Annotated in this window: 14 protein-coding genes and 3 tRNA genes; 9 read left to right on the plus strand and 8 right to left on the minus strand. The window is 71.3% G+C overall.

Annotated elements, in window-relative coordinates:
* Nucleotides 1-183: 183 nt before the first annotated feature.
* Nucleotides 184-975 (minus strand): hypothetical protein, encoded by a 792-nt coding sequence (locus ACFY3I_RS34960; protein ID WP_390865017.1) that lies wholly within the window; start codon nucleotides 973-975, stop codon nucleotides 184-186.
* Between the two features lie 275 nt (nucleotides 976-1,250).
* Here ACFY3I_RS34960 and ACFY3I_RS34965 point away from each other — a divergent pair, with 275 nt between their 5' ends.
* The 4 genes from ACFY3I_RS34965 (at nucleotide 1,251) to ACFY3I_RS34980 (ending at nucleotide 4,408) form a co-directional block, all read left to right on the plus strand.
* Nucleotides 1,251-2,660 (plus strand): GH25 family lysozyme, encoded by a 1,410-nt coding sequence (locus ACFY3I_RS34965; RefSeq protein WP_390865018.1) that lies wholly within the window; start codon nucleotides 1,251-1,253, stop codon nucleotides 2,658-2,660.
* Nucleotides 2,661-2,684: 24 nt separating this feature from the next.
* Nucleotides 2,685-3,095: a hypothetical protein gene (locus tag ACFY3I_RS34970; RefSeq protein WP_390865019.1), complete on the plus strand. Its 411-nt coding sequence runs from the start codon at nucleotides 2,685-2,687 to the stop codon at nucleotides 3,093-3,095.
* A gap of 45 nt (nucleotides 3,096-3,140) precedes the next feature.
* On the plus strand, nucleotides 3,141-3,557 hold the full coding sequence (locus ACFY3I_RS34975; protein WP_390865020.1) for a hypothetical protein: 417 nt from the start codon (nucleotides 3,141-3,143) through the stop codon (nucleotides 3,555-3,557).
* A gap of 101 nt (nucleotides 3,558-3,658) precedes the next feature.
* Nucleotides 3,659-4,408 (plus strand): D-Ala-D-Ala carboxypeptidase family metallohydrolase, encoded by a 750-nt coding sequence (locus ACFY3I_RS34980; RefSeq protein ID WP_390865021.1) that lies wholly within the window; start codon nucleotides 3,659-3,661, stop codon nucleotides 4,406-4,408.
* A gap of 61 nt (nucleotides 4,409-4,469) precedes the next feature.
* On the opposite strand, the gene ACFY3I_RS34985 is transcribed toward ACFY3I_RS34980, so the two are convergent.
* Entirely contained in the window at nucleotides 4,470-5,639 is a 1,170-nt protein-coding gene (locus ACFY3I_RS34985) for a helix-turn-helix domain-containing protein (protein ID WP_390865022.1), read from the minus strand.
* Nucleotides 5,640-6,046: 407 nt separating this feature from the next.
* On the opposite strand from ACFY3I_RS34985, the gene ACFY3I_RS34990 reads away from it, so the two are divergent.
* Nucleotides 6,047-7,345: a cytochrome P450 gene (locus ACFY3I_RS34990; RefSeq protein WP_390865023.1), complete on the plus strand. Its 1,299-nt coding sequence runs from the start codon at nucleotides 6,047-6,049 to the stop codon at nucleotides 7,343-7,345.
* Between the two features lie 322 nt (nucleotides 7,346-7,667).
* On the opposite strand, the gene ACFY3I_RS34995 is transcribed toward ACFY3I_RS34990, so the two are convergent.
* Complete coding sequence (locus ACFY3I_RS34995) at nucleotides 7,668-8,045, minus strand: PIN domain-containing protein (protein WP_390865157.1); 378 nt, start codon at nucleotides 8,043-8,045, stop codon at nucleotides 7,668-7,670.
* 378 nt (nucleotides 8,046-8,423) lie between these two features.
* Between ACFY3I_RS34995 and ACFY3I_RS35000 the strand changes: the two genes are divergently transcribed.
* Both ACFY3I_RS35000 and ACFY3I_RS35005 read left to right on the plus strand, forming a co-directional pair.
* Complete coding sequence (locus ACFY3I_RS35000) at nucleotides 8,424-8,897, plus strand: glycine-rich domain-containing protein (RefSeq protein ID WP_390865024.1); 474 nt, start codon at nucleotides 8,424-8,426, stop codon at nucleotides 8,895-8,897.
* A gap of 70 nt (nucleotides 8,898-8,967) precedes the next feature.
* A complete protein-coding gene (locus tag ACFY3I_RS35005) occupies nucleotides 8,968-9,633 on the plus strand; it encodes a class I SAM-dependent methyltransferase (RefSeq protein ID WP_390865025.1) in 666 nt (221 codons plus the stop codon).
* Nucleotides 9,634-9,680: 47 nt separating this feature from the next.
* Here the strand turns inward: ACFY3I_RS35005 and ACFY3I_RS35010 are convergent, their stop codons facing one another.
* The 5 genes from ACFY3I_RS35010 to ACFY3I_RS35030 form a co-directional block, all read right to left on the minus strand.
* A complete protein-coding gene (locus tag ACFY3I_RS35010; RefSeq protein WP_390865026.1) occupies nucleotides 9,681-9,911 on the minus strand; it encodes a hypothetical protein in 231 nt (76 codons plus the stop codon).
* A gap of 76 nt (nucleotides 9,912-9,987) precedes the next feature.
* Complete coding sequence (locus ACFY3I_RS35015) at nucleotides 9,988-10,227, minus strand: hypothetical protein (protein WP_390865027.1); 240 nt, start codon at nucleotides 10,225-10,227, stop codon at nucleotides 9,988-9,990.
* A gap of 260 nt (nucleotides 10,228-10,487) precedes the next feature.
* Nucleotides 10,488-10,561, minus strand: a tRNA-Ile gene (locus tag ACFY3I_RS35020).
* Nucleotides 10,562-10,749: 188 nt separating this feature from the next.
* Nucleotides 10,750-10,822: transfer RNA gene (locus ACFY3I_RS35025), tRNA-Asn, on the minus strand.
* A gap of 5 nt (nucleotides 10,823-10,827) precedes the next feature.
* Nucleotides 10,828-10,900: transfer RNA gene (locus ACFY3I_RS35030), tRNA-Asn, on the minus strand.
* 144 nt (nucleotides 10,901-11,044) lie between these two features.
* Here ACFY3I_RS35030 and ACFY3I_RS35035 point away from each other — a divergent pair.
* Together ACFY3I_RS35035 and ACFY3I_RS35040 are read left to right on the plus strand one after the other, a co-directional pair.
* Nucleotides 11,045-11,350 (plus strand): YtxH domain-containing protein, encoded by a 306-nt coding sequence (locus ACFY3I_RS35035; RefSeq protein ID WP_390865028.1) that lies wholly within the window; start codon nucleotides 11,045-11,047, stop codon nucleotides 11,348-11,350.
* A 159-nt stretch (nucleotides 11,351-11,509) separates the two neighbouring features.
* The gene (locus ACFY3I_RS35040) at nucleotides 11,510-12,964 is read left to right on the plus strand and encodes an FGGY family carbohydrate kinase (RefSeq protein ID WP_390865029.1); all 1,455 of its coding nucleotides are present in this window, start codon (nucleotides 11,510-11,512) and stop codon (nucleotides 12,962-12,964) included.
* Nucleotides 12,965-13,082 lie beyond the last annotated feature (118 nt).

The raw sequence follows: 13,082 nt of genomic DNA on the forward strand, positions 1-13,082 counted from the left end.
CAGTCCCTGACTTCCCTGCCCGCGCGTATGCCCCACGCACAGGAGGAGGGCGAAGGAGCCTTTCCCGTTCCGTAACGAGTGATTCAGGCAAAAGACATTGCCCGTTCCTTTACGTCACATGGTGATCGATAACGGCCCGGGGTGTGCACGCCCCCCGGCTCGCCGGCCCATCGCCGCGTCCCGTCACCGGACATCGACGAAGTCGCCCGCGGCGGTGGCCGGGCCGGTGGTGGCGGTACCGGGGAAGAGGAACCGGAAGTAACCGTCCGTCCGCGCCACGGTGGTGGTCCTCAGCACGCCGCGGCTCCCGCTCCTGACGGTCTTCAGGGTGGTGTACGCGGAGCCGCCCTTCTTGCGGAACTGCAGCCGCACCGACTGCCCCTGGTAGCCGCCGTATCCGCCGCGCTCCCAGTCGGCGCGGGTGAGACCGCCGGTGACCGTGAGCGTCCTGCCCTTCTTCACCGGCTCGGGCGAGGCGTTCACCGTGACCTCGGCCAGCCGCTGGAGGCGGGTCGTTCCGGCGACGTCGGTCTCCGTCCAGTCGTCGCCTCCGTCCTGCGCCGAGGCGAGCACCTTCCAGGTGCCGGCCAGGCCGTCGTGGCGGAGGTCCCGTGCGGGGTCGACCACGAAGCTCACCTCGCAGGTGACGGTGGTGCGGTCGGCGGAGGCCGCGGCGCACCTGCCCGCCGGCGGGTACAGCGGCAGGATGCCGTCGGCGTCGTCGGTGTCCGGGCCGTGCCACAGGTAGGCCCAGGAAGCGGCGACGCCGTCCGGGTCCTCGGCCGTCCAGCCGATCGTCACGGTCCTCCTGGTGGTCAGACCGAACACGACGTCCTTGCCGCCGTCGACGACGACGTGCGAGAACGTCGTACCGCCGGACGCGGGGCGGGCCGCGGGCCGAGCGGCCGCCGGAACCACGGACGCGGAGGCACAGGCGGCAAGGGACAGCAGGACGACGACCGCACGTACACGCATGGAATCCCCCTCGGGAACGACGGCCTCACCGGTTCGGCCCGGGAGGCCTGATGACGGGTCATGCCGACTAGACACCCGAGGACCGCTCCCGGTTGCCCCCCTGGTCCGCGCCGCCGTGTCCCAGACGCGTCCCAGAGGCGATCCGTCCCCGCAGATCACAGGCGTGCCGGTGTCCCGGCGTCCCGGCCGGGCGGAAGCCGGACCGGTTCGGGGCGAGCCCTGCCAGCCTGATGCCGGCCGGGGGTCCCGGTCACCAACCTGAGGGGGAACACCAGATGGGACAGAGGACGCTTCTGCGGGGTCTGACCCTCGCCGTGGCAGCGGTCCTGCCCCTGTACGGGCCGACGGCGGTACAGGCGGCACGGGCCGCGCAGACGGCACAGACGGAGCAGACGGCACGGTCCGACGCGGCCGGAGCGGCCGGCGCGGCTGCCGCGGTCGCGGTCGCGGTCTGCGGGCACACCAGCGCACAGCCCACGCTGCAGCGGGGATCGACGGGAGACCCGACGACCGAGGCGCAGTGCGAGCTCAACCTGGCGACCAAGCCGAGCCGTTACACGCCGATCGCGGCGGACGGCTCGTTCGGGCCGGCGACGAGCACGCGGGTCGAGGACTTCCAGCGGTGCGCCGGGCTGAGCGTGGACGGTGTGCTCGGCCCGCAGACCTGGGCGGCACTGAACACCTGGGCCGCCCAGCCGCACAGCTGCGCGACCCAGGGCACGTCCGGCACCGCGCAGTCGGCCGTCTGCGGCCACACCGACACCCGTCCGAGCCTGCAGAAGGGCGCGAAGGGCACCGAGGTCGAGGAAGCCCAGTGCCGGCTGAACCTGGCCATGGAGCCCTTCCACTACCCGCCGCTGACGATCGACGGCGACTTCGGGGGCGGCACCGAGAGCCGCGTCGTCGAGTTCCAGCACTGTGCCAACCTCAGTGCCGACGGCGTCGTGGGCCCCAACACCTGGGCGAAGCTGGTGGACTGGTCCAGCCGCAACACGTACTGCACGCCGCCGCGTCCGGCCGGCTACCCGATCGACGGCCTCGACACCGCCAAGTACCAGCACCCCGGCGGCGCGCCGATCGACTGGAAGGCCGTGCGGGCCTCGGGGGCCGAGTTCGCGACGGTCAAGGCCACCCGCGGCCTGAACGTCACCGACGAGTACCTCGCCACCGACCTCCCGGCGGCCAGGGCGGCGGGACTGGCCGTCGCGCCCTACCACTTCTACACGGGTACCGCCGCCGACACCGGGGCCGCACAGGCCGACCGGTTCATCGCCGCCGTGCAGGCGACCGGCTACACCGGACAACGGGCGGGCGACCTCCCGCCGGTGTTCGACCTGGAGCGCATGGACGACGGCAGCGGCCGCTGCCCCACCTACGGCACGGTGGCCGACGCCAAGGCCTGGCTCGACAAGGTGGAGGCGGCCTTCGGGCGCACGCCGATCATCTACACCCAGAAGTCCTTCCTGGACGACTGCCTGGGTTCGACCACCGCCTTCGCCCGGTATCCGATGCAACTCGCCGACTACCGCCAGTCGATCACCCAGCCTCCGGTACCGAACGGCTCGACGACCTGGGCGATGTGGCAGTACACGGACGCCGCGCTGTTCCCCGGCATCAAGGCACCGGCCACCGCCGACGTGTTCAACGGCACCCAGGCCGACCTGGACCGGCTGGCCAACCGCTGATCCCGCCGTACCGAGGAGAACCCCATGACCACCCGTCTCGTACGCGCGTCCCTGGTCGCGCTGCTCGTCCCCCTGGGCCTCACCGCTCCGGCGTCCGCCACGGCCGCCACGGCCGCCACCACCGCTCCTGCCGCCACCGCCGCCACGAGCTGCTACGGCGGGGCCGTCACCGTGCGGTACGGGGACGTGCTCGACTTCGGTCCCTACTGGACCACCAGCCGCTGCACCGACATCAACATGCGGGTCACCGGCGGAACCGCGGAGTACGTCAACGCCTGCGTGAAGTTCGCGAAAACCGGTGTCTGCAACCGCTGGACCAAGGTCGGCCGCGGCTGGACGACCATCGCCACCGACGTCCTGGACGGCACCAAGTTCACGGTGCCCAACGGCGTGCCCCTGGAGGGCGACGACGCCGTCGTGCAGATCGCCTTCTGACCCCCTTCCCGCACCGCACCCTTCCCGCACCGAACGGAGACCACCATGATCCGGAGCAGGACACTCGCCGCGGCCCTGATCACCGCCGGCGCCCTGCTGGGAGTGGGCGTCGCGCCCGCCTCCGCGCAGGCCTCGGCCGCCGCCACCAGCTGCTACGGCGGGGCGAAGACCCTGACGTACCACTACCAGGCGGCCGCGAAGGAATACGGCACCTACACCACGTCCTCGCGCTGCAACGACATCAACCTGCGGCTCATCACGGACGAGCCGGGCGTGTACCTGGACGCCTGCGTGGTGTTCACCGACCACACCACCAAGTGCAACAACGGCGACGCGTACACCACGCACGGTACCGAGTGGGGAACCATCGCCACCGACGTCCTGGACGGCACCCACTTCATCGTGCGCGTGCACGCCTATGACACCGACGCGCAGAACGTGACGTTCCAGATCGCCTACTGACCCCCGCTTCCAGGACGCTCGACGCCTCCCGGCAGTCACTCCCGCAGTCGCTTCTGAAGTCGCTTTCAAGTTCTTCCGAAGTTCCTCCCGAAAGGACGCCCATGTCTTCCTCCTCCCGCTCCGTCGACCGCCGCACCATGCTGCGCGGCACGCTGGCAGCCGGCACCGGCATCGCCTTCGGCCAGCTGCTGTTCTCGGGTGTCGCGCAGGCCTATTCGTGGTCGCGCACTCTGACCCAGGGCGCGACGGGCGCCGACGTGACCGAACTGCAGATCCGGGTCGCGGGCTGGGCCGCGGACAGCGCGAGCCAGAGCCGGGTGAGCATAGACGGCGAGTTCGGCCCCGGCACGGCGGCCGCGGTGCGCCGGTTCCAGGCGGCGTACGGCCTCAGCGTCGACGCCGAGGTCGGCCCCAACACCCAGGCGAAGCTCAACTCGCTGGAGCAGTCGGACGGTTCGACGCTCCACTTCAACTTCAGCGAGTTCGTCAACCAGTCGGACGGCACCTTCAACGGCGGCAAGCTGAGCGCCTCGCAGGTGAAGGAGAACGTCCGCCGCTGCATGTACAAGCTGGAGGCGCTGCGCAAGAAGCTCGGCGACAAGCCGATCACCGTCAACTCCGGCTTCCGCAGCATCGCGCACAACGCCGACATCGGCGGTGCCAGCGACAGCATGCACCTGTACGGCACGGCCGCGGACCTCGACGTGCCCGGCGTGGCCACCAAGACCGTCTACCAGAAGGCGGAGACCTGCGGGTTCTCCGGCCTGGAGACGTACACCGTCGACCACCAGCACGTCGACAGCAGGGCCGACCTCGGTCGCGCCTGGTGGTGGGAGAACGGCACGGTCTGAACACGCTCCCGGGGGAGCGGAGCTCCGGGTACCGCCGCTTCGGTACCCGGAGCTCCGGGCTTCATCCCCCCGCTGTGCCGCTCGGCGTCTTCTTCAGCGCCGCCTCGCAGGAGGGCCAGTCGTGGAAGTCGTGCCGGACGCTCCACAGCCGGTGGGCCGCCCTGATGTTCCAGTCCGGGTCGAACGCCCGCAGCGGGGTGCCGTGCAGGTCCTGCAGGCGGGCGTCGGAGATCTGGAACACCCCCCAGTTGCGGCTGCCGTTGGTGTTCGGCAGGACGTACAGCGGGTCGAGGAACGACGTGCAGCGGGCCACGGCCACGGCGGTGTCGGGATCCTCGGCGAACACCTCACGGACCCGCTTCGCCACCCTCGCGGGCGACCAGGTCGTCATGCTCACCTGCCGCCCGTAGAGCGCCTTCTTGGTGGCGTCGTCGACCACGTTGGTGGCCGGCAGACCCGCGAGCACCTGGAACGCGGTCAGCCGGCGCAGGGTCTCGGGCCCGAAGTCCCCGTCGATGGCGAGCTTGCCCTTCGCCCGCATCAGCAGGGTCTGCACCTCGCGCACGCACTCGTCGTGCTGCCCCATGCTGACCGTCCTGCACGCGGGAGAGTAGAGCAGCTCGCCTCCTGTCGACGGCGCCTCACCGGCGGAACTCCCGACGGGCAGCCAGACGAACCCGGCGACCAGCACCACCGCGGCGGCCGCGGCCAGCACCGCGGCCCGCGAGGACAGCTTCTCGGCCAGCCGGGACCGCGCCGGTCTCGCGGCCGGTTCGGCGGCGGCCCCGGCCGGGGTGACGTCACCGTCCCCGGTGCCCGCCGCCTCGGAGTCGCCGGCCGCGGCAGTCGCGGCCGGCACGGCAGTCGCGGCCGGCACGAGAGTCGCGGCAGGGTGGTCAGCCTCTGCACGTGACCCCGGCTCCGGCTCCGACTCCGGCTCCCGCTCCTCCTCTGGTGCCGCCTCGGTCGTGGCCGGTACGTCCCGGTCGGTGTCCGCCAGCGCCCACAGCCGGTGCAGCTCGCGGAGCTCCTCCGCGCTCGCGCCGCACACCTTGGCGAAGGCGTGCACCACCCGGTAGTCCGTCGGAACGCTCAGTCCGGAGCAGTACCGGTGCAGGCTGGAACCGCTGGCCCCGGCCTCCTTGCCGAGACGGTCGTACCCCCGGCCGCTGCGTTCCTTCAGCATCCTCAGGTGGGCGGCGAACTTGTCGGTCTGCGGAGAGGCAACCACACGTCCCCCCTTGCTCAAGCCTCTACTGACGGGTAGAAGCTACACCGCGCCAATGGGGCGCGTACGTTCTTTCGATATCGCCGTTCGACGGGACAACCGCCCTGCTGGCGCACGTATTTGATGACACGTCAACAACATCGCGCGGCACGCCGGGGACCAGCCGGAACCGACGATCGGTTCGTTTTGCGCCATCCCGGGAAACAGCCGCCCGGCATATTGCCCGGTGCAAGGGACGCTGGCACGATCGCAGAAAAACCGCCCGAATGGCAGTGAGGTGTTCATGAAACGGACACGACGCCTGATGGCCCGCCTGATCGGCAGGAAACGGGTCAGCGGACGCTACCCCTACTGGCCCTACCAGATCCGGTAACCCACCCCCGTCCCTTCCCAGTCCGCCGGGAGGCCGGATGGCAGTCGGTGAACAGACCGGACGGCCGCCGGGTCCGCGCGGGCGTCGGCTGACGGGCAACATGCGCGCGTACGAGGCCGACCGGATCGGCTTCCTGCGCCGCGCCCACCGCGAGTACGGCGACGTCTTCTCCTTCGACGACCGGACCGTGTTCGTGATCGATCCGGAACTCACCCACGAGGCACTGGCCCGCACCGGCCAGGGCTTCGTGACCGAGCTCGCCCCCTTCGACATGCGGCGGGATCTCGACCGGGCGACGGCGCAAGCCGCCGCCTGGATGTCGGCACGGCGTGCCGCGTGGCCGGGGCTCAACCGGTCGGCGGCGGCCGGGACCGACGGGCGGACCGTCGAGATCCTCGACGCGCTCATGGCCGGCACCGCCGGCCATGAGGTCGACGTGCTCACCACGATGCGGACCTTCACCGCCGAGGCGATCGCCGGGTACTGCTTCGGCGCGGACTCCGCCGGCGTGCCCGGCCTGCTCCACGAGACCATCCGTGCCACCCGGCCGTTCACCGAGTCGTCCTACGAGTTCCCCGCGTGGCTGCCGATCCCCCGCCACCGCCGCTTCTTCCACACCTCCCGGGACCTGACCGAAGCGCTGACCGGGATCGTCCGCGGCCGCCGTGCGGCGCCCGCCGGCAGCCGCCCTGCCGACCTGCTCGACTCGCTGCTCGACGCCGGCCCGGCGATGCCCGACGACACCGTGGTGTCGACCCTCCACAGCATCCTCATGGGCGGCCACGGCGTCCCCGCCGCCGCGCTCACGTCCCTCGTGTGGGAACTCGCCCGCCGTCCCCGGATCCTCGGCGACCTGCGCGACGAGGCGAACGGGTCGCCGGGCGGCGCCGTCGGGCCGGCCTCGGCGCGGCTGCCGCTGGCCGAGGCCGTGGTGCGCGAGACGCTCCGGCTGCATCCGCCCGCGTGGCTGATGACCCGCACCGCCGGTGCCGCCACCACCCTGGGCCGCTGGTCGCTCGACCCCGGCGACGACGTACTCCTGAACCCCTACCTGATCCACCGGGATCCACGGTGGTGGCAGCGCCCGGACGACTTCGACCCCGGCCGGTGGCTGGAGGGGCACCCGGCCCCGGGTCCGGCCTACCTCCCGTTCGGCGCGGGCCCCCGGGTCTGCCTCGGCTCGGCCCTCGCGCTGAGACAACTCACCCTGGCCGCCTCGCGACTGTCCCAGCACTTCACCATCGACTCCCCGAACGCGTCCTCGGTCACCCCGCGATTCATGGGCCGCCTCGCCCCGACGGGCCTCCGGGCCCGGTTCACGGCGGTCCGGCACTGACGCGCGGGCACGGCTGTCGCACACGTCTGCGGGCCGCGCCCGCAGGAAGAACTCCCGCACCGCATGCGGGAGACGACCGGCAGACCGCGCCTCGCAGGACCTCGGCTCAGAGGCAGCGCGCATCCGGCAAGCCGTCGCCGGGGTCACCTGCGGCCGGCCGAGACGGCATCGGCCGGACTCGCCGAGATCGGCCCGGACCTTCACGAGACGGCTCTACCGATCGCCGGCCGTCCGTCGCTCCGCGGCGGACAGGTGCGAGGACGCGGAAGCCGAACTCAGGGGCCCGCACCCGGATCTGCCGCTGCCCCTGACCCACGGCGACTCAGCCTCGTACGTCTCGCTGCTGCACTTCCTTGAGGACTCCGGCCACAGTCGCGAAGTCATCGTCCACATGGAGAACGGTGTGCCCGTGGTGCACGGCGGTCGCGCACACCAGCAGGTCGATCGCTCCGGCCGCCCGGTGCTGCCCCCGCTGGGTCAGCTTGTACTGGGCGGTGTCGACCCACCGCCAGGCGTTCTGCGGAACCGGAGAGAGCGGGCAGAGCGCGTCGAGTTCCTCCGCGAGTTCGTCCCGGTGGGACGGGCTGGTCGCCGAGTAGAGGAATTCGGTCCGCGTCGGCTCGCGGAGACGGAACACCCCGGCGGCGATGTGTCCTTCCCAGGGACGCAGCGCGCCCGGGGTGCGGAACAGCTGCCACAGAGCCGAGGTCCGGTCCCGGCTGGACGATCCTGACGGGCCTCGCCGACCTGACCGGCATGTGCCCCGACGACCTCGGGCTGTGGGCGCAGTTGGGGGGCGGCAGATGACCCGGCCGCTCCCCTCGGCAGTCGACCTCACCCGCCCGCGGCACTCCGGCTGGGCCTGCTGCTGGTGCTGGACGAGCCTCCTCGAATGCGGCGGTACCTCGGCCGGTATCGCCCGGGGCAGCATCGGCGCCCACTCCCTCGACATCGAGGTGTACGCCTGCCCGGCCTGCATCACCCCTCAGATCTCCTGTTCGCCCCCTCGCCTCACCACGGAGGCGGCGGACAGGGTCAGGCCCTCAACCCCGAGGGCAACCAACACCAGGAGGAAGACGTGACCATCGCCTTAGAGCGTCCCGTGGGTACGACCGACCCACTCACCCTGGTCGACCCCGAGGTGAGCGACCGGCTCACCCGCCGGATCGTCACCGACCATCCGGAGATCAGCGCCGACACCGCCCGCCGGATCGTCGGCCAGGCCGCCGCGTTCATCGCCGCGTCCGGCCAGCAGCCCGGCCAGTCCCTCACCCCGAGCAAGCTGGTCGACTACGGCTGGCACGCGTTCATCCTGCACACCGTCGACTACGCCGAGTTCTGTCAGCGCGTCATCGGCCGATTCGTCCACCACGTCCCGACCGACGAGGACGAGGCGATCCCCGGCGGACCGCAGGCCGCCGCCCGGGAACGCACCCTCGCCGCCATCACGGCCGCCGGGTACGCCGTCGACGAGGAGCTGTGGCCGGACATGGCGGAGTGCAGCCAATGCCACGCCGGGTGCACCGACAGCCCGAACGGCGGCAAGTCGTAACCCCACCTGTGTAAGACTCCAGCCGCCCGGATCTCCAGCCGGGCGGCTGGCCCTATGAGCGGAGCATCACGTGACTGACACGGCGATCGCCTGGGACACCTACTCCGGACAGCGCCCCGAACGGCGCCCGGTGAACTCACGCGGCGAGACGACCTGGTTCAACTGGACCCAGTACCAGGACCACGGGCCGGGCGTCGAACTCCTCGAGGCCGGCCCGGGAGACCGCGTTCTGGACCTGGGCTGCGGCAAGGGCGGCAACGCCGCTCACCTCACCGCTGTCGGCATGCACCCCGTCGGCGTGGACGTTTCACCCAAACAGCTGGCCGCAGCGCGCTCCCGCTGGGGTGACATGCCCAGCCTGGAGCTGCACCAGGCGGAGGCCGTCCAGTTCCTACAGCAGGACCGGGCCTACGACGCCGTGTACTCGGTGTACGGCGCCGTCTGGTTCACCGATCCTGCTCGGCTGCTGCCCGCTATCCGCGCGCGGCTGCGGCCGGGCGGCCGACTCGTGTTCTCTCAGCGGCCCCCGGTCGAGGGCTGCTACGGCTGCCAGGCGTCGTACATCCCGCGCGGCGACGACGAGGACCCGCTCGTCGTGAAGCGCTGGGACTACGAGCCCGAGGTGTGGGAGCAGGTACTCACCGAGCACGGCTTCGACGATGTGCACGCCTCAGTGATGGCCGCGCCTCCCGGCCGGCGCACCGTCGGAACGCTGATCGTCTCCGCCCGCGCCTGAACCTCAGCCCCGCCCGAGCACGTTCGGGCGGGGCCTCTGCGCGTCTCCTAGTTGGTCGGTCGGCGGCCAATCTTCTTGGTGCACTCCTCGCAGCGCTCCCATCCGAGGAAGCCCGTCGTCCACTCGTGGTCGGCGCGGACGAGGTAGGTGCCCTGGGTGATGGGGTGCGCCGCTTCGCCCGCGTCTACGTCGTAGGCGTGGCCGATGACCGTCTGGGGGACCGCTCTGCCAGCCGGGTCGGGGCCTCGCGTCTCAACTGCCACTCGCCAATTCGTCATGGCCGCACCGTAGACCGACTGCCACCCCGTGACTCAACCGTCACATTTTTCGATCTCCGGGCGGGCCATTCCGCGTCTACCAGGTCTGCCCCCACGTGCCGTCTTCAGACTCACCCTCGACGACGGGGGGCCTGTCAAGGACGACGACCTCGTACCGCTCGACGAGGCCGGCCGGCTCCAGACCGTCTCGCACGAGCACGGTGCGCAGCACCACCCCGTAGTCCAACGCCCAGGCGCCCCTGGCCGCCTCCAACGCCTTGTCGAAGCCGTCAGGCCGAACCACCCGGACGATCTGGGGGGGGTTGGCTGAGGTCATGTCCTTCTTCTGGGGCGTCCGCCTCGCCAGACATGCTGGCCGCCGATGTAGTCGTTGGGCATGGCTGCCTCCCTGGTCTGCCGACTCCCGATCAGGCTCGCAGAACGTAGGAGTCCACCGCGGGCACTTGCCATGATCGCTAGCCTTTGGGGCCAGTAGCGGGCCAGTTAACGATCTTCAGAGAGGGCGAAACCCCCTCCATCGGAAGGGGGCTGACCGTCCACCGCAGGTGAAATCGTTTCTGCCCTGCGGGGCTTCGGTGGGGCGGGTGGGACTCGAACCCACGGCCGACGGATTATGAGTCCGCTGCTCTAACCGGCTGAGCTACCGCCCCATAGCGGCGTGTCGCGTACAAGTGTGCGCGCCGTCTGCCGCAGCATAGCCGCTCATACGATCTCCTGCTTCGGATGGTCGGCTTCTGCGATGTTCACGACCTTGAGGACATCGGCGCAGGCCCAGCGGTTCCCGCGGGCACGGAACGGACACGAAAAAGGACCCCCGAAGGGGTCCTTGTTCGACCTGCTCCCCCGACTGGACTCGAACCAGTAACCTGCCGGTTAACAGCCGGCTGCTCTGCCAATTGAGCTACGGAGGACCGAGCTCCCCCGACTGGACTCGAACCAGTAACCTGCCGGTTAACAGCCGGCTGCTCTGCCAATTGAGCTACGGAGGAATGCCTCGTTGCATCGAACGTACCTACCTGGGTATCCGCCAGGGGGCGCCCGCTCGCTGCGACACATACATTAGCGCAAGCAGGGGGGTGCTCCGCCAATCGGTACTCCCCGACGAGACTCCCCCCGAGGGAAGGGTGGCCGCCATGCGCTACAAGCTCACGTTCGTCGCCGGGCTCGCTCTTGGTTACGTGCTGGGTACCAGGGCCGGACGCGAGCGATACGAGCAGCTGAAGAAGTCAGCCCGCCAGGTCGCGCAGAACCCCGCGGTCCGCAACACCGCGGAGACCGCCGCCCAGCAGGGCCGGGTCTACGCGGGCAAGGCCTTCCACTCGGTCAGCGCGAAGGTCGGCGACCACGTGCCCGACTCGGTCGCCGCCCGGATCCGCGCCCTGCGCGAACGCAACCCGAACGGCTCAGTGGGGGACGACTGGGGCACCAGCAACACCTGACGGCCCTTTCCGGCACCGGGCCGCCCGTCCGACCTGGCAACACGAGGAACCGCGCGACCAGCCACTACGCACCCGCACCCGCCGTACGGCACAGGGCGCCCACCGCCGGAAGGCGCCCGTCGGCCGAACCACGGCGGCGCGTGCGGCAGAATTTCGGTTATGGGGATAGTCGCCGGGTTGGACAGCTCACCGGATTTCACGCGCATCGTGGTCTGCGACACGGACACGGGCGCGGTGCTCCGCCAGGGATACGCACCGCATCCGGTCGACACGCCGGACGGCGCGGCGCGCCCCAGTGACGTCGACCCGCAGGCCTGGCTGCTCTCGCTCGGCGAGGCGGCCGGCGGCGGACTCCTCGAGGGCGTACAGGCCATCGGGGTCTCCGCGCAGCAGAACGCGCTGATCCCGCTGGACGCCCAGGGCAACACGGTCCGCCCGGCGATCGTCGGCGGCGACCGGCGCGCCCAGGTCGCGGCGGCCGATCTGATCGACGCGCTCGGCGGCCGGGAGGCCTGGGCGCAGGCGGTGGGGTGCGTGCCGCAGGCCGCGCAGCCGGTGACCAAGCTGCGCTGGCTGGCCAAGGCCGAACAGGAGAACGCCCGGCGCACCGCCGGACTGCTGCAGGCCCACGACTGGCTGGTGTGGCAGTTGCTCGGACGCCCGGTCAGAAGGACCACCGACCGCGGCGGGGCCTCCGGGACCGGGTACTGGTCCGCCGCCACCGGCGGCTACCGCCCGGACCTCGTCGAACTGGCCCTCGGCCACCAGGCCATGCTGCCCGAGGTGATCGGCCCCTCGGAGGCGGCCGGTACGACCCCGGAGGGGCTGCTGATCTCGGCGGGGACCGGCGAGACGATGGCCGCGGCCTTCGGGCTGGGCCTCGGGTTCGGGGACGCCGTGGTGTCCCTGGGCGCGTCCGGCTCGGTGATGGCCGTGCATCCGGAGGCGCTGGCCGACACCTCCGGGATGATCACCTCGCTCGCCGACGCCACCGGGATGCACCTGCCGGTGGTGACCACCCTGAACGCGGTACGGACCCTGCGCGGGACCGCCGAACTGCTCGGTCTCCCGGACCTGGAGGGCCTCTCCGACCTGGCGATGAAGTCGACGCCCGGCTCGCACGGGCTGGTCATGCTCCCCTACCTGGAGGGCGAGCGGACGCCGAACCTGCCGCACACCGCCGGGACGCTGGCCGGGCTGCGCCGGGAGTCCATGAGGGCAGAACACCTCGCGCGGGCCGCGTTCGAGGGCATGCTGTGCGGGCTCGCCGACGCGCTGGACGTGCTGCGCAACCGGGGTGTGGAGGTGCGGCGGATCTTCCTGCTGGGGCAGGCCGCCGAACTGCCCGCCGTACAGGCGGCGGCGCCGATGCTGTTCGGCGCGCAGGTCGTCGTGCCGCAGCCGGCGGACTACGCGGCGATCGGGGCGGCCCGGCAGGCGGCCTGGGCGCTCGGGGTCTCGCAGGGGACCCTGGATCCGCGCACCCCGCCGGTCTGGCAGGGTGCGGCCGCCCAGATGCTGGACCCCGGGGACGAGATGGCCGTCGGGCAGGCGGTGCGGCAGCAGTACATTTCGGTTCGGGAGCAGACCCATCCGGGGGCGTTCCGGTCGTAAACCGTGCGAAACGTATGTCCGCTGTCCGGTTAATCGGTTGAGGTAACGCGGGTGGAGTGTCGGACGATAGGGGCCTAGGGCAAGCGATCCCGCCGTCCGGGCAAGCGAACCCGCCCCC

It is taken from the genome of Streptomyces sp. NPDC001068 (assembly GCF_042897315.1).
GTDB lineage: Bacteria > Actinomycetota > Actinomycetes > Streptomycetales > Streptomycetaceae > Streptomyces.